At 63.0% G+C, this 23,762-nt stretch carries 26 protein-coding genes; 13 read left to right on the forward strand and 13 right to left on the reverse strand.

Annotated features, from left to right (window positions below; genetic code table 11):
• Positions 1 to 2 precede the first annotated feature (2 nt).
• From ENSA7_RS32540 to ENSA7_RS32560, 6 genes are all read right to left on the reverse strand, one after another.
• Entirely contained in the window at positions 3 to 218 is a 216-nt protein-coding gene (locus ENSA7_RS32540; RefSeq protein ID WP_106093306.1) for a helix-turn-helix domain-containing protein, read from the reverse strand.
• Between the two features lie 290 nt (positions 219 to 508).
• Complete coding sequence (locus tag ENSA7_RS32545) at positions 509 to 2,341, reverse strand: GGDEF domain-containing protein (RefSeq protein ID WP_106093307.1); 1,833 nt, start codon at positions 2,339 to 2,341, stop codon at positions 509 to 511.
• 4 nt (positions 2,342 to 2,345) lie between these two features.
• On the reverse strand, positions 2,346 to 2,624 hold the full coding sequence (locus ENSA7_RS42715; protein ID WP_146158394.1) for a hypothetical protein: 279 nt from the start codon (positions 2,622 to 2,624) through the stop codon (positions 2,346 to 2,348).
• A 434-nt stretch (positions 2,625 to 3,058) separates the two neighbouring features.
• A complete protein-coding gene (locus ENSA7_RS45530) occupies positions 3,059 to 4,021 on the reverse strand; it encodes a hypothetical protein (protein WP_244923983.1) in 963 nt (320 codons plus the stop codon).
• A complete protein-coding gene (locus ENSA7_RS32555; protein ID WP_106093308.1) occupies positions 3,937 to 4,362 on the reverse strand; it encodes a hypothetical protein in 426 nt (141 codons plus the stop codon). Before ENSA7_RS32555 ends, ENSA7_RS45530 begins: the two co-directional genes overlap by 85 nt.
• 10 nt (positions 4,363 to 4,372) lie before the next feature.
• The gene (locus ENSA7_RS32560; protein WP_106093413.1) at positions 4,373 to 4,705 is read right to left on the reverse strand and encodes a helix-turn-helix domain-containing protein; all 333 of its coding nucleotides are present in this window, start codon (positions 4,703 to 4,705) and stop codon (positions 4,373 to 4,375) included.
• Positions 4,706 to 5,145: 440 nt separating this feature from the next.
• Between ENSA7_RS32560 and ENSA7_RS32565 the strand changes: the two genes are divergently transcribed.
• On the forward strand, positions 5,146 to 5,466 hold the full coding sequence (locus ENSA7_RS32565; protein ID WP_106093309.1) for a helix-turn-helix transcriptional regulator: 321 nt from the start codon (positions 5,146 to 5,148) through the stop codon (positions 5,464 to 5,466).
• Positions 5,467 to 5,478: 12 nt separating this feature from the next.
• Here ENSA7_RS32565 and ENSA7_RS44450 read toward each other — a convergent pair whose 3' ends face one another.
• The 7 genes from ENSA7_RS44450 to ENSA7_RS32595 all read right to left on the reverse strand — a co-directional run bounded on the left by ENSA7_RS44450 (position 5,479) and on the right by ENSA7_RS32595 (position 12,797).
• Positions 5,479 to 5,706, reverse strand: coding sequence for a helix-turn-helix domain-containing protein (locus ENSA7_RS44450; RefSeq protein WP_181234326.1), 228 nt, complete (start codon positions 5,704 to 5,706; stop codon positions 5,479 to 5,481).
• 259 nt (positions 5,707 to 5,965) lie between these two features.
• Positions 5,966 to 7,000, reverse strand: coding sequence for a hypothetical protein (locus ENSA7_RS42720; RefSeq protein WP_146158395.1), 1,035 nt, complete (start codon positions 6,998 to 7,000; stop codon positions 5,966 to 5,968).
• 23 nt (positions 7,001 to 7,023) lie between these two features.
• On the reverse strand, positions 7,024 to 8,421 hold the full coding sequence (locus tag ENSA7_RS32575; RefSeq protein ID WP_146158396.1) for a hypothetical protein: 1,398 nt from the start codon (positions 8,419 to 8,421) through the stop codon (positions 7,024 to 7,026).
• A 554-nt stretch (positions 8,422 to 8,975) separates the two neighbouring features.
• The gene (locus ENSA7_RS32580; RefSeq protein WP_146158397.1) at positions 8,976 to 9,410 is read right to left on the reverse strand and encodes a hypothetical protein; all 435 of its coding nucleotides are present in this window, start codon (positions 9,408 to 9,410) and stop codon (positions 8,976 to 8,978) included.
• Positions 9,411 to 9,429: 19 nt separating this feature from the next.
• Positions 9,430 to 11,412, reverse strand: coding sequence for a hypothetical protein (locus ENSA7_RS32585; RefSeq protein WP_106093313.1), 1,983 nt, complete (start codon positions 11,410 to 11,412; stop codon positions 9,430 to 9,432).
• Positions 11,413 to 11,416: 4 nt separating this feature from the next.
• On the reverse strand, positions 11,417 to 11,665 hold the full coding sequence (locus ENSA7_RS32590; protein ID WP_106093314.1) for a hypothetical protein: 249 nt from the start codon (positions 11,663 to 11,665) through the stop codon (positions 11,417 to 11,419).
• The gene (locus ENSA7_RS32595) at positions 11,622 to 12,797 is read right to left on the reverse strand and encodes a hypothetical protein (protein WP_106093315.1); all 1,176 of its coding nucleotides are present in this window, start codon (positions 12,795 to 12,797) and stop codon (positions 11,622 to 11,624) included. Before ENSA7_RS32595 ends, ENSA7_RS32590 begins: the two co-directional genes overlap by 44 nt.
• A gap of 426 nt (positions 12,798 to 13,223) precedes the next feature.
• Here ENSA7_RS32595 and ENSA7_RS32600 point away from each other — a divergent pair, with 426 nt between their 5' ends.
• Genes ENSA7_RS32600 through ENSA7_RS32655 form a run of 12 tightly spaced genes read left to right on the forward strand, consistent with a single transcriptional unit; the run spans position 13,224 to position 23,760 of the window.
• Complete coding sequence (locus ENSA7_RS32600; protein WP_244923984.1) at positions 13,224 to 13,625, forward strand: hypothetical protein; 402 nt, start codon at positions 13,224 to 13,226, stop codon at positions 13,623 to 13,625.
• Positions 13,622 to 13,873, forward strand: coding sequence for a hypothetical protein (locus tag ENSA7_RS32605; protein WP_106093316.1), 252 nt, complete (start codon positions 13,622 to 13,624; stop codon positions 13,871 to 13,873). The genes ENSA7_RS32600 and ENSA7_RS32605 overlap by 4 nt, the downstream gene beginning before the upstream one ends.
• A gap of 36 nt (positions 13,874 to 13,909) precedes the next feature.
• Positions 13,910 to 14,509 (forward strand): hypothetical protein, encoded by a 600-nt coding sequence (locus ENSA7_RS32610; protein WP_244923985.1) that lies wholly within the window; start codon positions 13,910 to 13,912, stop codon positions 14,507 to 14,509.
• Positions 14,509 to 14,919, forward strand: coding sequence for a hypothetical protein (locus ENSA7_RS32615; RefSeq protein WP_106093317.1), 411 nt, complete (start codon positions 14,509 to 14,511; stop codon positions 14,917 to 14,919). Before ENSA7_RS32610 ends, ENSA7_RS32615 begins: the two co-directional genes overlap by 1 nt.
• Before the next feature lie 10 nt (positions 14,920 to 14,929).
• Positions 14,930 to 15,577 (forward strand): hypothetical protein, encoded by a 648-nt coding sequence (locus ENSA7_RS32620; protein WP_106093318.1) that lies wholly within the window; start codon positions 14,930 to 14,932, stop codon positions 15,575 to 15,577.
• The gene (locus ENSA7_RS32625; RefSeq protein WP_106093319.1) at positions 15,577 to 15,801 is read left to right on the forward strand and encodes a peptidoglycan-binding domain-containing protein; all 225 of its coding nucleotides are present in this window, start codon (positions 15,577 to 15,579) and stop codon (positions 15,799 to 15,801) included. The genes ENSA7_RS32620 and ENSA7_RS32625 overlap by 1 nt, the downstream gene beginning before the upstream one ends.
• A 3-nt stretch (positions 15,802 to 15,804) precedes the next feature.
• A complete protein-coding gene (locus ENSA7_RS32630) occupies positions 15,805 to 16,650 on the forward strand; it encodes a hypothetical protein (RefSeq protein ID WP_106093416.1) in 846 nt (281 codons plus the stop codon).
• Positions 16,647 to 17,405 carry a hypothetical protein gene (locus tag ENSA7_RS32635; RefSeq protein ID WP_244923986.1) on the forward strand — a complete coding sequence of 253 codons (759 nt, stop codon included), beginning with the start codon at positions 16,647 to 16,649 and terminating at the stop codon, positions 17,403 to 17,405. The genes ENSA7_RS32630 and ENSA7_RS32635 overlap by 4 nt, the downstream gene beginning before the upstream one ends.
• Positions 17,402 to 17,830: a hypothetical protein gene (locus ENSA7_RS32640; RefSeq protein ID WP_106093320.1), complete on the forward strand. Its 429-nt coding sequence runs from the start codon at positions 17,402 to 17,404 to the stop codon at positions 17,828 to 17,830. The genes ENSA7_RS32635 and ENSA7_RS32640 overlap by 4 nt, the downstream gene beginning before the upstream one ends.
• A gap of 40 nt (positions 17,831 to 17,870) precedes the next feature.
• Positions 17,871 to 18,737 (forward strand): hypothetical protein, encoded by an 867-nt coding sequence (locus ENSA7_RS32645; RefSeq protein WP_106093321.1) that lies wholly within the window; start codon positions 17,871 to 17,873, stop codon positions 18,735 to 18,737.
• A gap of 41 nt (positions 18,738 to 18,778) precedes the next feature.
• Positions 18,779 to 23,125: a hypothetical protein gene (locus ENSA7_RS44455; RefSeq protein WP_181234327.1), complete on the forward strand. Its 4,347-nt coding sequence runs from the start codon at positions 18,779 to 18,781 to the stop codon at positions 23,123 to 23,125.
• Positions 23,125 to 23,760: a peptidoglycan recognition protein family protein gene (locus ENSA7_RS32655; protein ID WP_106093322.1), complete on the forward strand. Its 636-nt coding sequence runs from the start codon at positions 23,125 to 23,127 to the stop codon at positions 23,758 to 23,760. The genes ENSA7_RS44455 and ENSA7_RS32655 overlap by 1 nt, the downstream gene beginning before the upstream one ends.
• Positions 23,761 to 23,762: the final 2 nt, after the last annotated feature.

Below are 23,762 nucleotides of genomic sequence, written 5' to 3' on the forward strand. Positions count from 1 at the left end.
GCTCAGTCGAGCACGACGCGTTGGCTCTCGAGCCAGTCGAGCAGCGAGTCTCGGTGGAAGCGGACGCGGCGGCCGATCTTGGTCACGCCCGGGAGCTCGCCGCGATCGATCATGCAGTACACGGCCTTGCGGGTGACTCGGAGAAGGGTGGCGACCTCGTCTACGCACAGGAGGTACGGCAGATGAGGAGCGTCGCCGGGTGTGCGTCGCGGCGGCATCTGTGCTCATTCTGCGCAATGGTGGTGAGAGATACAAGCTGGCTTAGCGACGGGCCCAACCGCGGGTCAGTATTTTGCCCCCACATCGATGGCGCTGCTGCCAGGCTCGAAAAGTATGGTTTGGCCATACTTTCGATGTTTTGCGGCTCGCGGGAATGGTTGCAGTGTGGTGGTGTTAACGAGCGAGTCACTGTTTTGTCGCACTAGCTTCTCCCGGCGCGGTCGCCCATAGGTCGACGTGGGAGGGACCTTGGCTAAGACCTGCTTTGTGCCGGATATTGCTCTTGCAACTAAACCACAGGATCAAACCCCGTTACCTTTCGGAAATCCTCGGCTAAACTAGCGAAGACTTGGTCCCGAGTGCGCTTAGCGTGATCTTTGGCCATATTTGCAATCCCAACGGCCTCCCACACGCTCACCTCATTTTCGGCCATCACAACGTGATATCCAATTGATACGGTTGGCGCAGACCTGATGTTATCAGGATAGTCGATCAGCTTGATGTGCTCCCTGAGCCTCTCGAAAAAGTCCTCAGCTTCATCAGGACTGGTATTGTATAACAGAATGAGGTACTCATCCCCTCCTTGTCGATAAGCTGCAGCGCGCCCATAGCAGAAAGCCTCCATCCCCCTCATGAAACGGGGGAGGATATCCCGATCGACCACGAGTTCCGTGTGCTCAGAGTTCACATCCTTGAACTTGTCGATGTCAACAAAGGCCACTGCAACAGCACGCCGACGCTCAAATGCCGCCCGGTTCTGATAATGGAAGTCGTCGGCAAATAGCGATGGTGCATTCAATATGCCGAATTTCTCGTCTGCTATCCGTGCCGGCAATTCCTGCCCTTGTCCTGCGCGGCTGAGGTATTCATGATAGGTCCCGATGTTAACAAAGTCCGTAACCTGAGGCTGCAATGCTCCCCTGGCCCCCTTGAGCGCATCCGATATTGCGAGTTTACCGAACATCGTCAAGTCAGCTTCAAGCCCCGCTACGAGTTCGGAATCCTTCACTTTTCCGCGAAGCTTCTCGCGTCGAGTCCGAAGCCTTGCCATCTCTGATTTACAAGTCAAGAATAGTGTTTCCGCAATTTCTCCGATTTCGACCGTCCCGCTCAATAAAGTCTCAGAGGTGAGCACATCCGCCGCGAGCCTCAGCCGGCTAAGCCGGCGAGGCGACGATAGATCAACGCCTAGAACCTCCGATATCTTCTGTTCGAGTTTTTCAAGACCTTCACTGAAACTACGCACTGCGCTAACAAGCACCTTCTCGCTACGTGTATCAAGACTGCTTCGTGCAACCACAAGACTGCCGCCTGGCTCCCGATGCACTATGTCGTGCCAAGCAATGCCTTTAGGAGTCGGCTGGACAATTTTTGATGTAGCGTGAGTACGTTCGATGAGCCCGAACTCAATCAAACTCTCGATGTGAGGCTCAACAAAGATGCTCCACCCGAGTAACATGTCCGCGAGATGGCTACTGCTATATTTCTGCAGATACCCTCGCAGTTCGCGCGGAATCCTGGCACAGTCAAATGGCTTTTCGCCAACCATGTATGTGAAAATGATCTGTGCTGCCCCGACCGATCCCGGGGTCGCGGCTTTTGCCGACCTAGAATGGGCGAGTGGCCACAAAATTTCGTACACCTTCTCTTCGTCGCCCCACTCATAGTAGGGGCGCCCGTCAGACAGGATTTCCGGTCCGCGGGTTTTAGCGATAATGTCGGAAATGATGCGTTTCACGTGAAGGAGCGGTATTCCCGTCTCCCACATGATGCCTTCGGCTGAGAATTCTTGACGATGCTTGATCCGACCGTATATGCATGCTGCCACAATCGGCCTAGTGTCCGTGTACGGAATGTTCTCTTCTGAAACGGGATCAACCGGCGCAGCCCTCGCCATAAACTCCGCAATGTAGGAGAGATCCATGGTGGGTGGTTTTCCGCCCAGATAGTGTGAAAATAGCGGCACAAGAGCGTTTTGGGGCGGCAAATCCTCGTCCGTCATACCCGCCTCCATCTTGAACTGCTCGATGTCGATTGAGACCTCCATCCCTGTTTTCGGTAACGGCTGCCTGCTCGCAAAATCGACCAGTGCGACGATGATGTCCCTGTATTGTTCCGTCATACAATCACTGATCGCCGGCGATATGAGGACGCCCACAAATCAGGCAGCAGGGCGCATCTTCCCAGTGCTCCGCGATTTTAAGGGGCTCGCTTGGGTGACACTCGAAGTCTACACGCGCCATGTCGTTGACTTCATCTGGCAAGGGCTTCGGCGGTAGTGGGGGGCGAGACTTCTTGACCGTGACTTTGAGGAACTTGTTGCTCTTCACGCCACGAAATGACTTGTCGAGCATTCCTGAGACGTGCTCCCGGGCAGCTTGAGCCGTATGCTCGTTGATGAGCATGACTTGCTCCTGGGTGTACCACTGGTCGAGCGGTGCAGGGACACCACAGTATGGGCAGTAGTAGTGCTCTGGTGTGTCATCGCTACTGTCACTCTCTCCTTCAGTCGAAAGCCACTTGAATTCTCGCTCACAAGATGGACACTCTCGTCGGAGAAAACCATCTTGATCGAGAGGAAACGACACTGTAAGCTGCATCTTCATCGGAACTCTGCTCCGTGGGATCTTGGTATGACGACCGGGCCGCCGTCAAGTGACTGACGGACTCTCGGAGTTTTGGCGCTTGCGGGGATCCTTGAATTTAGAGGGCCGGAACAACGAACTGCGCTTCGCCAGCGGCGATGGCAGGCGAGGTCGATCCCGACCTTGACTGGTTGAACAAACTCGCCGCTGTGCTCGGAGTTGACGTGCTCCGCGACGACAAGTCTAGTCTAGCGTCATCGCTTCATCTCCCTTGTCCGCTTCATCCACGCGCCGAGCGTCGAGCGGGGCACGCTGAGCACCTTCGCCGCGTTGCGGCCCGAGCCCGCGTCCGTGATGACCTGGCTGAGCAAGTCTGCCTCCATACGCTCCCAGCTGTCGAGCTGGACCGTGTAGGAGTCCGCCACCTCCGGCGAGTCTATCGCGTTGTCGCCGTCGAGCGCTCCCCGCTCGACGGCTTCGGCCAGGTCGAGATACGCCGCCGGCTGGGGCGTGTCGCCGACCGGTGCGACGGGCCAGCGTGAACTCGCCGCGTACGGCGACCCCCGCGACACCAGCCAGCGGACCCACGTGGCCAAGGTCGCGAGCGGCACGGCGAGCACCGTCGACGCGCGCTCGATCGAGCCAGCGTCCGCGACGAGCTGGCCGAGCAGATCGGCGACCATGGATAGCCACGGCGCCCGATCGATCGTGTAGCGGTCGCGGAGTCGCGCCGGGTCGAGAGCGCCATCGCCCGCGATCGCCAGGCCGCCGACGGCGTCAGCGAGATCGAGGTACTCATCCCCTCGGAGGGGTCGCACACAGCGTAGGATCGCGATGCGTCGTAACGTCTCGGGCCGTCGGGCAGCGAACCACATCGCGGTCGCTTCGGTCCCGACGATCGGGTCCTGAACCCACGCACCAAGCAAGTCCGCTGGGACACCGAGCAGGATCAGCGCTTTGCGAGTCGAGCCAGCATCCGCGGCGAGCTGGCCGAGCAGATCGCCGAGCATGATCGCCCACGATCCCAGCCGGATCGTGTAGCGAGCACGCAGACCATCCGGCTCGAGTCCGCCGTCGCCCCCGACCGCGCCCCGCTCGATGGCTTCGACGAGGTCGAGGTAGTCGTCGCCGGTCAGCCCCGACCCCGTTCGCGCCGACTCGTAGCGACGCAGGTTGCCGTGCTCGCCGATCCGCGCCCTGTGCCCCGCAGCAACCACCGAGCCCGGCGCACGCGACCGCGCAGCGCCGACTTCCGCAGGCCGAGCACCGCCGCAGCGCTGGCGAGCGAGCACGCCTCATCGATCACCGCAAGCAGCATCCGCGCGAGCATGCGTTTCCAGCTATCCGGCTCGACCTCGATGCGCACGACCGCGTAGAACTTGGGCAGGTTCGCCGCGCGGGCATCAGCGACCGCGCGCCGTATGGCGGCCTCGCTCATGCCCACTGTCTCGGCCCCGCGGGCGAGGTCGCCGTCGGAGCGGTCGACGATCGCCAACAACAGCTCGAGCGTCATGCGCTCCCAAGCGCCGATCCCAACGAAGTACGGGCTCGTCGACATGCGCCCTTGCCTAGTTCTCGTCATCCTGGAACCGCTGTCGAAACACCGCGATGAACTGGAGTAGCGCCTGCTCCTCCTCGGGAGTGATGAAGGCGAGCGCGTCGACCAACTCCCGCGGCCCGTCGCGCTCGCCGAGTTCGAAGCTCTCGAAGAGGGTGGACAGCAGCATGTCGAAGCCCATGCACAGCTTGCGAAGGGTGTCGAGTGAAGGGGAGAAGCTGCCGTGCTCCAGCCGTCGGATCGTGTCCGGCGACAGGCCACTCAGGTCGGCGAGGGCCTCTTGGGTCAGGCCGCGGGCGCGCCTACATGAGCGAATATGGCGGCCGAAGCTTTTGACGCTCATCGGCTGCACTCCTGGTTGTTGGACAGCGATCGAGTGCCATCGGAGATCGTTGAACATGGTCGTCGAAACATGCGATCACGATGGCGAAGCGTCGCGATGGCGAACAGGTCAGCGAAGCCGAATCTGTGCGCCGTCCGTGTCCCTCGCCGAGCGACCCACGGATCGTCGACAGCCGTTGCGAGCGCCGCGTCACTCTGCTAGGGTGCGTGCTGGCCCTGTGCGAGGGGTCGCACGTACAACTCAATCTGTCGCCTGGTGGCTCACGTCGGCTGCTAGGAGACCTGCCGAGCGAAGTCGGGGCTTGGTCAGTAGCGTGGTGGTCTCGCACCCACCTCGCACCCGCATGGGCGTGCGAGGCCCGACGTCATGCATCATCAACACATCCGATACGACTACCAACCTCCGCTAGATTTGCCCCCTCTGCGTTCCTGGAGGCCACCATGGTGACTCCGCAGCAGCTCGCCGCACGCCTTCGGGAGCTCCGCGGGCGCCGGGAGCTGACGCAAGAGGCCCTGGCCGAAGCCGCCGACGTCTCGGGCAAGACCATCCGCCGGATCGAGCAAGGCCGTGGCATCAGCCCGACCTTGGTCACGCTGGAGAAGGTGGCGTCCGCCTTCGGGCTCACGGCCAGCGAGATGCTTGGCGATCAGCTCGAGAGCCGCGAGGTCGCCGCCATGTACCGCGAGCTGCCGGAGCTCGAGCAATCGATCGCATACGTGGTCCTGCGGTCGCTGACCGATCACGCGGCCGCGTCTCACTGACGACGACGGCGATCAGTTGAGCTTGGTGTCGGCGAGGATGTCCCCCACGCCGACACCAAGCGCGTTTGCGATCTTGTTGAGCAGATCGAGATCGGGGTCGAAGTCGCCCGTGAAGATCGCGTCGAGGCGGGCGGGCGTGATGCCGATCGTCGCCGCCAGCGTCGGTAGCGGGATGCCCCGGACGTGGGAGAGGCGCCGGACGTTCCAAGCGAGCAGTTCGTGCAGGGGGCGGGTGGGCACGAGGGCGACGTTACACGGAGTTGCGAGCTGTCTGTCTCCGACCACTGTCGGTCCCGCAGTTGAGCCAGCTGTGCATCCACGGGGTTCTTGTGTGCCATGAGGAGCGAGCGTCCCCCGTGGCTGGGGCGCTGGAGCGCTGTTTTTTGGTCCCGTCACCCGCGCGATGGGGACCGACCTGTCCTGGCCGTTGGCCATGCGCATGCCCCGCATTGCGACTGCTCCTTCGGGGACTCACTTCGGCCGGCGCGAAGGCCCTCGTTTAGCCTCCCAATGGAGAGTCTCCTCCACTCAACGTAAGGGACTGGCTGGCGCGCTTTATATTCCGTAGGACCCGGATCTCATCATCGATCTCATCTTTGGCGATTTTAGAATCGTCGGTCGCCCAGACAATGAGTTCGACGCGGCACTCTTCCGCGAGCGACGCCCATTTAGGTGAATTGGAGGATCGCGTCTTTGCAGCCTCATCGCAATTATCCAATTTCCGGATACCAGCCGCACCTATCACCTCCATCAGGGACAGCATTGCTCCATTCTGTTCCTGACTTAGCATGGAGCCGACCTCCCCCGGCACTGACTTCGGTGGCCTTCGGTTCGTCCTCCAGAAATTGATGACATCCGAAGAAGCCATCATTTCGACAAAGTTATCTCGGGCTTCCTGCAGTTTTACCATCTGGTTGTTCTGTTCCTCCAATTCACTGTAGAGTTCGGCTTCGTAAGCTGCGGCTTTGACCCGAGCATCCTCGGCCTTTCCCTTTTCAGCTTGTGCCCATTTCCATAGAGTGTCGTCGTCAATCACAGATTCTACAAATGCAAGGATTTGCAGCCGTTTGCCCCCCTGGCCATTTTCAGTGGTGAAGTATGTTTTTAGCACTTCTTGCTGAACCTCGGCCCGAGTGCGCTCTTGTAGTGAGTCGGAAAACAATGCAGAGCATGCTGCAACTGCCGCCGCGCCCACGAGTGTGGGGAAAAGTGTGCGAATGGTCCAGGAGCCCCACGATTTCTGATCCGCATTTGCTTCAAGCAGCCGCTTTTCCGCCTGAAGTTTGGCGATCTCAACTCGCATCCTCTCAGCTTCGAGTTCAACAGCGCTCTTTAGTATAGTCTTCGATTTTTCAGTCTCAAGTTTCTGGATTTCTGTCTGCCTCTCGGCTTCAAGCTTTGCGATCTCGGCCTGCAATTTTTCAATTTGAAGATCTTCGATTACTCGACTGGCGCTGTTCTGATTGGATGTCTCATCTGACCGTACATTATTTTCCCTCTGACTGGTCTCGTTTGTGTGCGGAGAGTCGTTCATGATTCGGTATCGCTCGCGGCAATCTAAGGAATATGCAGATCGGGTCGAAATGCTGACCAAAATGCCGTCCGCAAGTGCTTCCACCCCGTGGCGACGCGAATAACGCTATGGTTGGGTGTCATGTTCTCACGTAGGACCCAGTTGGTTGTCGTCTCGCCCGACAGGGAGTCCTGCTCGCATTCACGCATCACCTCAACACGGAGCTGATTCTTTGCAATCGCGTAGAGAACGTTCGCGCATTCATTGGCGTCCCTCACCAGCATGATCCCGTTAGAATTTCCAGTACGCTGGTCAACTTGAAGGGAAAGGGGGTGGATATCTGCGAAGATCCGCGCTCGCTTGTCGTATGCAACCCGATCCTCGGGAGTATTGCCACGTGGGACGAAAACAATGACGGGTTTCCCAAGACCAAGCGTAATCGCCAGTTCTGAGTCTTTTCCCATTGTATCTTGCAGTTGAGCACAATAAATTGTCACTTTCGCACAGCGGATCATCAGACACTCGACCAGTCCTTTGTCATATTTGTTAGGACAGTAAGCCTGGGTCGGGTCGAAATAACGGAGATTTAACCGAGCAATATCGTGGCGTTCGAAGACGGTACGAATGAACCCATGCATTTCGTGGTAGTCTCGCTCGTCGCGCATGGATGTGGCAACATACACGTCCATTTCTGCGGCTGAGTTGATGTATTGTTCCTGGTTCCGGATTCCTTTCTGTCGGCACCGGCGTACCTCCTCGATAAAGGTCTCTATTTTCAACCTGATTTCTTCGGCGGTAGTCACGTAATCTTCAATCGTCACCTGCTTTTGCCCACGTTTTTCAAGCCCAGCGTTTACCGTCTTCAGAGTCTTCTCAATGTCGATACCGATTTCCGTGGCACTGTGTCGAATATTCTCTTCGGTCGCCAAACGACTACCCAGCGCGCCCATCGCTCGCATGATAGTTTGGTGGGCGTCACTCATTTGAGTGGGCAATCCGCCGCTCACGTATCCGAGATAGGCAAGCTCTTTGATTTGCAACGGACTTGAAAGGGTAAACGGGGCGCGTGTCTCACTTCCGAAAGGCTGCTTAACCGCGGGCAGCAAATTCGCATCAGCTTTGATCCGAAAAAAAGCCTGATGAAAGCTTCCGAAGTGGAGCAGCGCGTCTTCCGCAAATTTAGCAACGCCCTCCTTGAGTTTCTCTGCCGAATTGATTCCACGCGGAAAATAGAGGTCGAAGATCGTTTGGTCAACAGGGCCGAGATGGCATGCGATCAGAATTCGGTTTAGATACTCGCGATCAAGAGAGCCACCTTGATTTACATATTCGAGGGCACGCTGCAGTTCGTCGGTGAAGGGCCTAATGTTGAACGCAGAGTCGCGGTGCTCGGCATCCAAGAAGAGAATGTCAACGGACTCTTTGACTTCGTCAAGGGTCAAGGGCACTTCGGACTCCTTTGGGCGGGCTCCTGAGTGTCCGCCCACGCGATGGCAACCGAGTCTCTCACGACCCCACGGATGCGGCAAGCCCGAACCGCTCTATGCTACTTGCCAGACGACTCCATCTGATAGACCGCCGCCGCTCGATGATGAACCGCGCAGATCTGCTGCTCGGGTGTGGCAATCTCCGCTCACGCCCTACACCGAAACAACCTCTCGAGTCCCGCAGCAGCCCGATCGCGTCTCGCTCGTCGGCCTCCTGCGGAAAGGGCATTCGATGGGGCGCGTTCTCGCGCCGGCCCTGTCTCGAGCCGTGAGCCCGAGACACGGCTCGACCGTCACGGCCTGCTCAGGGTCGCGGCCGAGGCCAGCGCTAGCTGGCCAGCTCGAACTCGACTTCGCGGCGTGAACGACCAAAGTATGGGCTTGTGTTCGGTGGACATGACTCGCAGTGGTTGGGGTCCACGGTTTTTTGGGGAGGCCGAACGGCATCTGGGCACAAATTGTATACGATGCAGGCGTGAAGTCCGCGCAGTTTATGCCCGGGCCAGCCTTTACTCAACGCACGCCATGAACATCGGCCGCAGATCAGACGACAGTTGCGGACAGCCCGCAACTTGCGCGGTGAGATCGCTGGCACAGTCGTCGTACCAGCCGTCCTGGCAGTTGGGGTTCGACTGCAAGCACTGGACGTAGAACCGGTAGGCCGAGTTCGCGCAGTCCAGGTAGTCCTTGCCGGCATCCTCGTTGCCGTCGAGCACGTCGGCGAGGCACTGCACATCATCGTTGGTGACGGTGCCGACGGCTTCGTCGCACTCGACGATGCTGTCGTACCCAAGATCCATGGGGCAGTCGCACGCCGCTCCGTTGGCGTCGTTGATCGCCGTTTGATACTCGTTGAGATCGGCGGTGAGGTCGGGCGGCGCTTGGCAGGACAGCAGGGCACACAGCAACCCGAGTGAGAGTCCGCGACTTGATAGCGGGGGCATGGCCCATCGTAACCGGGGGTCAGTCGTCGGTCATCCTTCGCAGGTGCATGATGCCCGCGGCGGTCAAGAGCACGCTCCCGGCCGCAACTCCAAGCGCCAGACCCGTGTTGGTCTTCTTGCTCGGAGGGGTCGCGCGCGCGACCTTGGGCTTGGCTCGTGACACCTTGAGCTGCGCCGCCGCAGCCCGCTGCACGAGTTCGACGGCCCCTTCGAACGGCGACGCCCGCGAGACCTTTGGTCGACCGGGGGCTCGGCGCGGCTTGATGTCCGGGGCGAGGAGTTGCTGGCCGCCCACTCCCGGGCTGCCGTGCAGCGACTGCTTGACGGGCGACGCCTTGACACCGACCCGCTCGAGCTCGGCTCGGTAGTCGGGGTCGCTGACCTGCCGCAGATCGATCAACATGCGTTTGGTGCTGCCGAGAAGTTCACGGCGGGCGGTGGTGAAGTGGTCGCCGAGCTTGTTCTTGCGGATGCTACCTGCGTAGTAGAGCGCCCCTGCGCCCGGGGGGATGTAGGCGACCTCCACCGCGTCGAGGTAGTGCAGCTGCATGGCCGCCAGATCTCGGCAGAACGGGGCGATGATCTGAGAGAAGATCGAGTTCGAGAACGCGACCTTGAAGTCGGCCTCACGCGGCGAGCTGATCAGGCTGACCGGCATGGCCGGTTCACGACCCCCCAGGCGCAGCTCGTCATCAACCTCAAACGCGGTCATGAACGTCGCCAAGCGGGAGATGAGGCCACGCCATCCTGCGCCGTTGTGTCGCCGCCACTCAGACGCCGCGAACTCCCAGAACTGCTCAAAGCTCTTCTTCCACGCGCTGTGAATGAGCTCAACATCGATCGTGTACAGGAGCGGCCCCGGGCGCGCGACCATGTCGAGCAGGTTGCTCAGTAGCTTGTTGGTCGACGGATAGAACGAGCCGACGTTCTCGCCGGGCGTGGTCGCGTTGAGTGGCGCGCCGCCGTAGGCCCATCCCAACCCTTCAACCGGCCAGACCGACTCTGCCCTGACGCATTGCCGACAGTCCCGCTTTCCGTCGAAAGTCTTTGTGGTCTTGTAGCAGGGCTTGTCTTCGCCGCGGCAGATGAGCGAGTAGCGATCAACGCCGACCGTCGCACGCACCGCTTGGTAGAAACGATAGGATGCCTGCAACACACGCAGTGAGGTGGTCGTGCCCGGCATGAACCCGAACGTCGATGCGTCGCCGGGATCGAACTGATACTGGGCGTCGCCCTTCGGGCCACGGCTCTCTTTTGGGTGCCCCTGTTGGGCGGCGAGGCCCTGCGCTCGATGCTGGAACTGCCACGGCTGATGGTGTTTGTAGGCGGGCAGGTAGAAGCTGGTGTAGTCGGCGTTGGACGCCGGCTCGATCCCGCCGTCGGGGTACACGACCCCGCCCGTCCCCTTGCTGCGGAACACCTCGAACACGCGGTTGACCTGCCAGGTGTCGGTCGCCGGATCCTCGGTCTGCAGCGGCGGAAACGAGATGTTCTTGCCGAGGTTGGCCTCGACCTGGGCGCGGCCAACGTCCACGGCCCAGACCGCGACCGCGAGCACCTGCGCGACGGTCTGCGTCACGATGTTGCTCTGGCAGACCATCTGCAGGATCTGGATGGCCGTGTTCTTGAGCAGCTCGGGGAGCATCTCCGCGGGATCCTCGAAGTTCTTGATCGTGTTGATCGTGCTGCCGAGGGTCGTGTACACGTGCGACATGCCCTCGGCGAGCCCGGTGCCCTCGAGCTGGGGCATGCCGACCCGGGTGCCGAGCTCGAACAAGCTGATCTGCGTGGTCGAGACCCAGTTCTGCCAGTCGGCGGCGGCGAAGGTCTTCATGGCCAGATCCCCGCCAATCCCGATCGCGGGGTCGAGCACCGAGTTGGCGAACACCTCCTTGCCCGGTAGCTGACTGCTGAAGGTCTGCCAGTCGATGCCCCGCGGAAACACCCGCTCGGCGCGCTTGGTGGCTTTGTCGATGAAGGTCTCGTCGGGTCGTAGCAGCATGGGTTCACTCGTTCTCGTCTGGCTGGTTGCGTCGGCCCGGCCCCATCTGTGTCACGCGGCCGGAGTCGCCGGTCGCGGGCTCGTCTTCGGCAGGGCCGAGAGTGTAGAGGTCACCGAACAGATCGCGTATGCACGACTCATGGCTGAAGTCGTCGAGCCCGAGCTCCCGATACAGATCCTCGCGCGCCTGGTCGTCAGGGTCTTTTTGGTCAGGCGGTTGTTGTGGTGTCTGTGGATTCTGTGTCTTCGCCATAATCACCCATCGCGTACATGGCCAAGCGGCCGATGATGTAGCGAGCGGCCAGCTGTTGCTCGGGGTTCGCAACATCCTGAAACAGATCACTGCGAAAAATCGGAACCAGCCGGCTCATCTGCACGAGGGCCTCGTGCTCGTTCTTGACCCTCGCGGCCTGGTCGAGCACGGCCAGCACGGCGCCGCCGGCCTTGCGATCACCCTTCATGAGCAAGTCGAGCTGCGTCACGGTCAATGTGTGAACGAGGTAGGCCATGGCCTGCTGAGCGCACTTGAACTCTGGAAACACGGTGAGGTTGCGATTGCCCAGCACCTCGACCACCCGATCCGCAAACGGGATGACGTTGGCGACCACGCAGTCCAGGCCGTATTTGAGGAACCCGAACATCTGTGCGCTTCGCTTGGTCCGCTCCATTCCTTCGAGCGCGCGGGCCTTGAGCTCAATCCGGCCAGACTGTTCGTCTCGTGCGCGCTCGACCTGCTCGCGCTGGTACTCGATCGCCTCGCGCACCGCGTTGTTCGCCTGCGCCCAGAGTCGATGGTTGTTCTCGAGGGTCTCGTTTGACCGCTCGACCGCGTTGTCTCGATCGGACTTGGTGTAGTCGATGATCTCTTTAAGTGCCCTGGCGTGCTCGCGTTGGAGATCGAGCCCACCAGCCGACTCGCGCGACTCCCGAGTCCACGCGCGCGGCCCCTCGCTGGGCGGGGTCGTCGAGTCCCCGTCGTCCTCGTCGTCGCTCTGTCGGCAGCGTCGACCATCCTCGAACAGCTGCTCACCGTTGTGTCCTATGCCGACCAGCTGAAAGTCGCACCAGTCACCCCGCTGCCGTGTCCAGTTGGCCGCGACCGTCCACAGGTTCACCACGATCTCCTCGATCTGCTTGGCACGTTTCGCCGGGAACTCAGCATCTTCGAGGTCCCACACGAAGTGGGTCTCGGCCAGTTCCAAGCCGTCCCAGTCGTGATCGTTGTGGAGATCATCCAGCTTGACGTTGTCGGGGACGAGCGGCCGGTAGGGGACGTTGCCGCGGCGCCAGAGCATGCGCACGCGATCGAGCTCGTGATGCGCGTCGGCCAGGAGTCGACACCACTCGGACGGGGGAGCAGTAAGGCTGCCTTTGCGTCGGGTCATGAAACACCTCGTGTGATCGAGAGAGAGACGGCAACTTGTCATCACCGCGTCGATGCTGCAAGAGGTTTTTTCTGCCCAGATATGTCCACCCAATCGCGGATTGAGGGGTGCACCCCGCCAATTGTGGCGTGCTCTTTACTATGCACGGTGGACTTTCGGCGTAGCACTGTGCGGCCCACGGTGCCGATTGTGGGCCGCACTTTGGATATTGTGCATGGTAGAGAGCAGCGCTCGGTAGATTTTCGGCTATGCACTTTCGCCGCGACGTCTCACCGGTCGCTGATCACTGGATTAGTTTTTTGCCAATCCGACGACGAGCCTAGACCGAAGGTCGTGGACTATTCGCACGCCGAGCTCGGCCCGAATATCGTGGATATCCGAGCGCCGATCCCCGATGGTTGATCGATGGCGCATCACACACGGACCATGCTGGACCGGAGCCCCGAGGCGATGGAGGCACTCGAGGGTCACCTGGCAATTCTCGACGACGCGGAGAGCCTCGAAACGCAACTTCAGGCCCACGCCTTCTCGCAACAATGCTTGCGGGACATAGAGGTGACAGAGCGGCTCGACCGCACCGAGATCCTCACCACCGAGGCTCTGGAGGTCGTCGTCACGCCGGCCGCCGGGGCTATCTCGACCTGGAAGACCAAGAAGGACATCCCGATCGGCGCAATCGCCAATATCTTGCTTGGAACCGGCGCCAAAGCGGTGAGCATCTGGAACCCCGAGAACCGGGGCGTTCGAGTGGCCGGCCGCGTGGGCAAGGTCCTGCTCCACTCGCAGCTTTCGATCATCACCCGAAACCTCATTCAAGGGACGCCATGAGCGAATCAGACAACAACGCACTCAAGCCGAGCGAGCAGCGCACGGCGCAACGACGACAACAGAAGCAAGAAGGCCGATCGCGTCGGGCGGAGCTGCTGCTCGACAAGCAAGCCAAAGAGAAGGGGCGCCAGGACGCGCTCGAAGACCAACAACAGAAGATCGAGAAGCGGCTCGGCGAGGTCGAGTCTCGCCTTCACGCGCACGAGGGCCGGATCCAGCGGCTCGAGAACCCCCGGCCGCCGGTCTGAAAAAACCACTGACCCAGAGAGAAGAAGATCATGATGATGAGCACCAACCTCAGCAGTCTGCTCCCTTGCGCCACACCCGGCGCGCCGTATGGCCTCGAAGCCGCCCAAGAGGCGATGAAGCGGGACATCGTGTGCCCCAGCGAATTCTCGTTCGGATGCATCGTGCCCTTCGAGGTCGAGATTCCCGTCGGGCCGGGCGCGACGGTGCGCCACGAGGTCAAGCCTTACGAGCGGCTGCTGCCCGTGGCCATGGTCGCGTATCTGTCGGGGCCGGACATTCGGATCGAGGCTATCTCGCGCCGCGATGATCGTGACGCGGGCATGACCGGCGCCGGGATCACGACCACGCGCGACCCCGATACCTTCGACTGGGAGCCGCTCAAGACTCCCTTCAATCCGTTCCCGCCGGACATCGGGCCGGTGGACAGCTCGAAGGGGTTCACGATCGAAGTCTCGAACCTCACCGGTGGCGCGAGCCAGATGTTTCAGGCCACGTTCTTCGGGGCGATCGGCGGATACGCGGGCTTGAAGTACCTCAAAGAGCACGCCGGGCTGTCCGACAAGCTCTACGGGTTGCTGCGCAACTGGCTCAACGAGTCGGGGATCAACCCGACAGACACGGGCAAGAAGGGCTGATGATCAGCTTCCCCACCGAGCTCGTGGGCGAGCACCTGGTCAGCGAGGCGGCGGTGTTCTTCACCGAGGCGCTCGCGAAGATCAACGCCAGGCAGTTCGTCCGCGAGCAAGCCGAGGACTCGCCGTGCTGCGCTCGCTGTGCCGGGTGCGTGCTCGACCAGGACGCGGCTTTGCAGGACGCCAAGCGCCTGCTGGAGACCCGCGTGGGGCACCCCGTGAGCATCGTGGCCTATTCGATGGGCCGCGAGCTCGCGGCGGGCAAGCCTTGTCGGCCCGTACTGATCGACGGGGATCGGCTGGCCTACCAGCTTGAAGACGGCGCGGTCATGGATCCCGTCTCGAAATTCGCAACACCCAAGGAGAGCTGCTGCTGTGGCGACAAACACTCGAGCAACCACGAAGACGAATGAGGCGCTGGCCGTGCGCGAGCCGGACCAGCTGGCCGTGCGCGACCAAGCTGACCTGGCCAAGCCAACGCCCGCGGGTATGACCAAGTGGCAGAAGGCCGGGGTCGGGGCCGGGGTCGCAGGCGCGACGGGGCTGGCCGCGTTCGGGTTCTACCGGCTTGGTGCCTTCATGGGCTGGTGGGGCGGGAGCTCGCTGATCGTGATCGACGACGAGAAACGCGACCCCAAGAAGACCGACGACACGCCCGCGGACGGCGGGCAGTCGAACAGCCGCGATCGTGCGATCGGCAAGCCGCCCAACATTAGCGGCGATCCGGAGGGCTACAATACGCAGCGGTACCCGCACCCGGGATCGGTGCGTCTGACCATGACGGGGCTCGGCTACAAGGTCGAGTACAACAACGAGACGCTGGTCCCCAACAACACGCCACACCCCGAGGTCACCAAGTTTCAGAATGACTGGAATCGGGTGATCAAGGGGCTCGACAGCGGGAAAGTGAAGTTCCCGTCCGGGTCGGACCCGAGCAAGCTCAAGCCGTTCCGCGGGCTGCTCGACGCCGATGGGATCCCCGGCAAGAACACGCTCAACGCGATGGAGATCGCCTTCAACAACTCGCTGAAGAACCTGATCAAGTGGTCTTCATTGGTGGGGCAAGCGTGATGACGACGACAAACAACATGCTGCGCGACCTTGGGTACACGACCGCGAGTTCGGGGATCAAGGCGTTTCAACGGGACTTCAATCGCGTGGGCTCGCGGCCGCTGCTGGTCACCGGGGAGCTCGACGCGACGACGATCGCGGCGGTCGAGCTGGCGCACTCGACCAGCGAGATGTTCAAGGCCGTGCGGGATCAGCCCATTGCACCGACGACGGGGAAGGGCTGAGTGATGCCGACGACGAAGGTCGCGTTCATTGATCCCAAGGCTGCGCTCGCGGCTCTGACTCCACAATTGAAGGTCGCCAACGTGGGGCTGGGGCCGAGCGGTCCGCATGGGTTCGACGATGATGACGACCTCGAGGAGGGCGTGCCGATCACCAAGTCGGCCACACTCGGCCGGGTGTCGTTGAACCCTGGGTTGCCGCCGCCGGTGACGGCGGCCCACTACACGAACGTGCTCGATGATCTTTGGCCGGAGTTCGATGACCCCGAGGAGCGGACGGCCGCGCGGCTCGAGTCGCTGCTCGACGAGGTGGCCGATGAAGCGCAGCGGGTGCACCTGCTCGCCCAGGACATCTGGGAGCGAGTCCCCAGCTACAAGATCCCCGACTCGGAGCGCAAGCGATACGACACGGAGTTCTTGGCGTACCTGCGGCGGCTCAACGACTACCGCAAGGTCCTGCACGAGCTCGAGCCGGACAGCACCGCGACCAATGCGGTCTACCTGGGCTTGGTCAAGCGGCGGCAAGGCGCGGGGCCAGTGCCGGACGCGATCATGCACATGTACTTTGCCCAGCAGCTGGGGATCCTCGCCGACCATGCCGACGACATGGGCAAGGGGTTCGTCGGTCGCGTCATGGACGGGCTCGCGCGGGCCAACAAGGTGGTCGACGACGCGTCGGAAGCGGTCGAGGAAGCGGCCGCCGACGCCGAGCAGAAGGCCACCAACATGTGGGAGAAGCTGACGCGCCCGTGGCTGTGGGCAGCTGGGGCGTTTGTCGGATCGCTGGTGGCGATCGGCGGGACCGTGCTGATCATCAACGCGGCCAAGACACCTGCGGAGCCGCCACGGTGAACGCCGAGGTTCAGCGGCCGCGGGTGGTGCCGCCGTGGGTGTGGTTCGCGGCGGCCGGGCTCGCGGTGGGCTCGATCGCGGGCGCGGCTGTCTTCGCTGCGCGCTCGCCCGGGTATGAGCGGCTGGTCGCGCGCACGGGGGCGCCCAAGGAGCTGCAGATCCTCGCGGCGATCCAGCGCTACACGGAGAGTCGCGGCAACCCCAAGGCCGGGCTTGGGCGGCCGGAGCTGTTTCCGTGGTGGGCGGAGCCCAGCAACGCGTCGCGCGATAAGCAGGTCGCAGAGTCGGCCGCCGCCGCCGAGGGGTATGACCGCAACCTCGCCACCTACGGCGAGTCGCCGTATCCGCGGCGCATGTGGATCTTCGGCAGCGGCGGCCCCTACGGGTTGCTGCCGTCGAGCGCGTTGGCGCCGTGGCGAGGCACCGACGAGATGCGCCGCGGCAAGGTCACGCCCTATGACGTGTTCAACCCGTGGCGCGCGACCGTGTTCTTTGTGGACTACGCGTGGCGACTCGTGAACCGGGCTGAGTTTCGCAAGATGCCGGCCGCCGCTCGCAACGTGCTCGCGCTCAAGCGGGGGATGGCCTCGCCAGCGTTGCTGGCCGACTTCGAAGAGGAGAGCGCCCGGTCGCGCTCGGTTCGTCGGCGTGCGATCGAGGCTGCGGAGTCGCTGGGGATCAGCGAGGACAAGCTCTATCAGCAAGTGCCGCTCGCGTGGCCGGACTACATCGGCGCCAAGGAGCTGGTCCCGTGATCTGCAGGTCGAGCATCCGCCGCTTCGACGGCGACGCCGGATCGACGCTGCACACGGCGGCGTTCACCCGCGGCGCGACGGGGCTGCGCTTTGTCTCTTGGGCAACGATCGACAAGGGCACGGGCTTGTACGTCGACAAGACCAAGGCGCCCGCGTTCTCGATCGCGTGGGTCCCGGCCGAGAAGATCACCGACGAGACCAGCAGCGCGATCGAGATCGACGCGGCGCTGGCCGATCCCGATCAAGTGCCGCTGATCGTCGTGCCCAAGCTCGAGCTGCCCGTCGCCTTCATGAGCGACGACGGCTCGGCGTTCCCCGTGGTGGGGATCAAGGGCCAGGCCATGGTTTTGGTCGCGCGTGTCGATGGGATCGACCTCGGCACGCACGGCCAACTGACGTTTGGGTGGGTAGGTGATCGATGCTGATCAGCGACCACCGCAAGTTCTCGAACACGAGGGGGACACGATGAACACGATGAAGATCATCGGGATCGTCGCTACTGGTCTCACCGTCGCCGGACTCGTCGGCGGTGGTGTGTGGTGGTGGCGACAACGCAAGAAACAGCAAGACGGCGCGCGACCGGTCACACCGGACGCGCGCCCAGGACCCACGCCGAGCGGACCGCCGCGGCCAGCTCCAAGCCCGGAGCAGAAATCCACGAACCCGCGCGGCCACATGCTCAACGCGCCCGAGCTGCCGCCCGAGCTCCAGAAGATCCTCGATGAGCAGTTCCCGGATTCGTGGCCGCCCGAGGACGCGGTGGTCAACGGGATGACGCAAGAGGATCAGATCGTGATCGCGGTCGAGAGCGAGCAGGTCGGCAACTACACCCAGACCCGGCAAGAGCTGATCTCGGCCAAGGTGCTGAGCGTCGAGAAGACCCTGGTTCGCGGTCGGATCATCGGGCCGGTGGTCTACGCCGAGCACCATGGAGCGCACGCCGGCCACGGCTTCAGGGTTGGGGATCTGATCGAGGTCCCGCGCTCGAAGATCTTGCTCGCGGCTCGATCGATCGAGCCGAAAAAGAAGGGGTACGGGGGCGAGGGCAAGTCCCAACAGACCTTCAAGCCGAGCAACTTGACCAAGGAGACGTACCAGGTGCGACCGGCGACGCCCTACGATCTGATCTTGCCGTACCGCACCAATGAGCTGGAGTGGTACGTGGATCGCGAGATGGTCAAGATGATCCGGATCGGCGAGAGCGGGCTGCTCGAGCAGATCATGTTCAGCGAGGACAGCATGCGCGGGCCGGTCACCGTGCGTGCCCTCGATAATGATCCCAAAGAGGGCAAGATCTTTGTCGCTCGCTGGGAATTCAACATCGATCCGTGACCAGCGGCCGACACGAGTCGGCGACAACTCGGAGGTGAGCAATGAAGATCGAGGCACGAGAGCTGCGCCTCGCCGATGTCGTGCGCATCATCGGCGACGGTGAACGGGAGATCCGGCGAGTCGAGAAGGCCGGCGACCAGGTGCGCGCGTGGTACCGCGGCGACGAAGAGAACGAACAGCCCAGCGTGGTGTGGGCTGGCGAGGTCGAGCTGGAGATCCAGCGACCGGGGGATCTGTTCGCGGTCGACGACAAGCCCAAGACCGAAGCCGACGCGCGGAAGATCGTGATCGAGCGGCTGCAAGCTGAGGGCTGGCGACACACGCCGCGCGAGCGCTGGGCTGGGGTCAACGAGTTCGTCACGGATCCGACTGACACGTTTCGGATCGTGATCGACAAGGATGGCTCGGTCAGTACTCAGTCGCGCGTGTCCTATCGGTACGTCGGCGGATGGCAGCGGCCCCGGTCCTACGGCGGCACGGAGTCGATCGCCGCAAAGCTCGAGGAGTCCGTCGCGGAGTTGCTCGCTAGCGCTGCCGAGGATGCAAGCAAGCGCGCCGAGATCGAAGCTGATCGGATCGAGCGCGAGACTCAGCGAGAAGCTGCTCCGGCTCGCGCTGTCCCGGAGCATCTGGGGCTCGTGGTGCGGTACAGCCGAAAAGAGGGGGTGTTGCTGTGTGGGGCAACTGCTACTCACAAGGAGACGATCAAGAGGCTGCGCTCGCCGTATCGCTTTCGCTACTCGCGGCGGTTGCCGACCGGGTGTGGTTGGTACGTGCCGAAGACGCGCGGGGGCTTTCAGCCGCGCGAGCGCGTCGAGCTCGTGGCGAGGTCGCTGCGTGCGAAGGGGATCCCGACAGAGGTGGAGTACGAGGGGGAAGTCGTCGAGGCGGATGCAAGCCCGGCCGTCGCTGCGAAGCCCGCCGCGGAGCCCCGATCACCGAGCGTTGAGGGCCCGTCCGATGACGATCTCGCCGCCCTCGCCAAGAGCTTCGACGTCCAACCGGGCACGATCAAACCCGAGTTCTACAAGGTCCGCGAAGCGTTCACGGCCGCGGAGCGCAAGGGGTGGGGCGCGAAGCTTCGCGCGTGGATCAACCGCAACAGGATCGTTAAACCCGACGAGGCGAGCACGCTCCTGTCTCGCGTGCGCGGGCAGCTTGCGTTCGAGCGTGGCGACTGGCCGCCACCACCCGAGCGTGGCGACACCTACGGCCGCGCCGAGTTCAGCGGCGTGCTCGCCAGCATCGAGCACGACCCCGAGAGCGCGGCGGTGTTCGAGCTCGGCAAGACCTGGCAGCGTCAGCTCGAGCAACTCACCGACAATCGCTCGCAGTCCTGGTACCGCGATCACTCGCTGGATCACTGGGTCGGACGAGTCCCCTGGGAGACCCGCGAGTCCTTCGAGCGCCGCGCGTTCTTTGACGTGCTCGGCAAGAACGAGGCGGCCACGGTTCAGCTCGCGCTCGATGCTCTCGCGGCGAGCCGGAGGCATCTGGCCAGCTACGGCGACAGCATGCGCTTGTCATTGGAGCCCGCGCTGTACGACCCCAAGAGCGAGCCCGAGCAGATCTACAAGAAGCTGTGCTCGATCGGATCCGAGGTCGCGGAGCGGGTGCTCGCGTCCGTGCATAGCGTCTCGTTCGTCGACCGAGATGATGGATCGGCGTTGTGTAGTGGCGGGATCGATCTCGCGGGGCTCAGCGCCAAGGGGCAGGCTGAGGCGAAGCGGCGAGCCGAGGACGAAGCCGACGCGGAGCAGCGACGCCAAGCCGACGCGCGGGCGCTGCTCGAGGTCGCCGACGCGGCGCTGGCCAGGGGTGAGCTGAGCGTGCGTCGTTTCAACGCGGCCTACTGGCGCGCGCACACCAAACTCAGCTCGTATGATCGAGAGCGCCGACGCCTGCAGATGCGCTGGAACCCGGGCGGGATCAACTACACCAAGGGGCTCGGGCCCGCGGGTCACCGGACCGATGTGATGGTCCGCGGACCTGGGGACTGGGGCTTCCAGGTCAAGGGTGTGTTCGAAGCTGAAGAGGACGCGATCGAGAGCTTGATCGCCGAGCTGCGTCGACACGCGGGCGTCGACCAACCCCCGAAGCCCGCGACGATCCCCGACAACGTGAAGGAACCCACCACGATGCCACAAGCCAATCTACCGACGCTGGAGGAACTCGATCTCGCGTGGAGTCAGTTTCAACAATCGCGCAAGGATCAGGGGACGGGCTGGAGCTCGATCGCGGGTACGTCGTGCTTCAAGCACGTCGACGACGAGTCGCTGACGCTGTGCACGACGTACCAGACGGCGCCCGTGGGTTCGTGCCCGCCTACCATGGAAGGGCTCAAGAGCACGGCGCGACAGCTGATGCTCTGTCAGCCTGACGACGAGCCGGAGTTCTTTCGCGGGAAGCTGGTGGGGATCGGCGAGGCCAAGGCCGAGAGCGCCAACCGAGTCGCCCGGACCCGTGCCAGCCGCGGTGCACGGAAGGCGCCGGCCGTCGACGAGCTGCCGAGCGTGCAGGACTTCGCGGGTCAGCAGGCGCTGCTCGAGCAGCTGGTGCCGAGTGGGATCGTGTACGAGCCCGACGATCCGCTCCGCGCGATCGAGATCGAGATCGGTCAGCCGTACTTCGTGCTGGAGAACGGCGACCGCAGGAAGTCGCAGCACTGGATCAAGGGGAAGCCGTTTCCGGCCGGGATGACCGCGGAGACAAACGTCACTCCCTTTGGGGTGTCGTTGCAGGACTTCATCGCGGGGCTCGGCTCCAAGTATGTGCCCTACCGCGGGCCTATCGGTCGGCAGACACTGCACGAGCTCGTGAACCTGATCCCGAGCTCGCGGGTCAGCGGCAAGCTGAAGACGGCGAAGACCTCGCTCAACGACTTTCGCTCGGGGCGCTTTGGTGGGCGCACGGTCTACTGGGTGCCCGCGCCGGACGGGTCCGTGGGTGTCGGGCCGGTGACGGCGACGGGCGGAAACGTGACCAGCAAGAGCGTGCTCAAAGAGCTGGCTCAGCAGGCGAAGACTGGACTGCCGCTGACCGAGCTGCCGGAGGGCTGGACGCTGCAGGACACCGTGGTCGCGGCGATGCTGCGACGTGGCGGGCCGCTGTGGGGAGCCTGGAACATCAAAGAGATGGTGCTGCGCACCAAGGCTGGCGAGGACACGGGGTGGTTGCCACCCAAGCCCATGCCCGCGAGCTCGACCTACGATCCCAAAGTTGGCTATGCGGATTTCCCTCATGTCTTGGCGGCGACGTTCGATCGGCTGTTCGGCGAGGCGCCGCAGGGCGTGAGGTTCCGGGTGGCCGGGCCGTGGCTTGGACATCTGTATCCGAGCGACTTCGGCAACAAGGTGCAGTTCGACGAGCCGACGGGTGGCGAGCTGGATCTGGCGAAGCTCGAGCGGGAGTTCGCCGAGAACACTGCCCTGATGACGGCCGATGTCTACGACCTGCGGGCGAAGCGGTTGGCCGCCGAGGGCAAGAAGCGTCTTCGCTGGGCGAAAGCGTGGATCGAAGCCGAACGCAAGGCGGCTCGCAAGCGCGAGCAGTCCGTCGAGGAGAAAGACATGAGCGCCAAGAAGTCGAAGAAGAGGACCGCCACGAAGACCGAGGGGACCGCGAAGAAGAAGGCCGCGACTGCGAAGACGACTCCGACCGCGAAGAAGCCTGCGACTGAGAAGAAGGCTGCGACTGAGAAGGAGGCCGCGACCGCGAAGAAGGCCGCGACCGCGAAGAAGGCTGCGACCGCGAAGAAGGCTGCGACCGCGAAGAAGGCTGCGACCGCGAAGAAGGCTGCGACCGCGAAGAAGGCTGCGACCGCGAAGAAGGCTGCGACCGTGAGGAAGGCCACGACCGCGACCACAAAGAAGCCCGCGACCGCGAAGAAAGCTGCGACCGCGAAGAGGGCCGCGACCGCGAAGAAGGCCGCGACCGCGAAGAAGGCCGCGACCGCGAAGAAGGCCGCGACCACCAAGAAGGCCGATCAGAAGCCGGTCGTGGCCCCCCAGTCGGTGACCACGGCTGACGCGAAGCCGTCGACCGCCCCGAAGCCAAGCAAAAAGAGGCGACTGCACTTCAAGCGCAACGACGTCGTCCGGTTCCGCACGCGCTCGCAGATCGCCGTCGGGCTCGGCATCGGCACTGACACCGAGTTCAAGGTCGAGATGGTGTCGAACGACGAGGGCCGCCCGGTGGTGGTCTTGCGCTACGGCGAGGGCAAGCACTCGGCACTGATCAAGGTCGCGCCCGGTCACCTGGCGATCGTGGAGCGTGCCGTCGAGATCCCGACCGAGATCCGCGCGTGCGCGGCGAAGCTGTCTCAGTACCAGGGCCCGATCTCCCCCAAGACGCGCCGGCTCATGGCCGAGCTCGCGCGGAGGTCGTGATGCTGGCGTTCGCGGTCGGACTCTCGCCGGTTCTCGCGTTCGGCGTGGCCGCTTGGTGGGCGCACGCACGCTCGACGCGGCTCGAGATCGTCAACCTGTGCGCCGCCGCGCCGGCGAGCAAGCGTTCGTCTCGTCAGCAGCCGGTCGACGCCGTGGTGCTTCACCAGATGGCCTTCTCGCGGGGCAACGATCTGCTGTGCTACCGCAAGGTCACGGCTCACTTCGTGATCACGCCGAACGGGAGCGTCGCGCAGCTGCACCCACTCAGCGCGCGCCTGTCGTCGTCACATGGCTTCAACTCGCGGTCCGTGGCGATCGAGTTCGCGGGCAACCTGCGGTCCGCCAACGGCAACTGGTGGCGGCCCGAGAGCTACGGCCGCGACACCCTGACGACCGAGCAGATCGAGGCAGGCCGGAAGCTGCTCGCGCTGCTCGAGCGACAGGGGATCCGCTTCGTGCTCGGGCACCGACAGAGCGACGCCGATCGTGGCAACGATCCGGGGCCGGAGATCTGGAGCTCGGTCGCGCAGTGGGGGATCGAGAAGCTCAAGCTGTCCGACGGCGGGCCGGAGTTTGCGATCGACACCGGCCGGCCGATCCCCGACAGCTGGCGCTCGTTTGACATCAACGCGTGAGA

The sequence above is a fragment of the Enhygromyxa salina genome, assembly GCF_002994635.1.
Taxonomy (GTDB): domain Bacteria; phylum Myxococcota_A; class Polyangia; order Nannocystales; family Nannocystaceae; genus Plesiocystis; species Plesiocystis salina_B.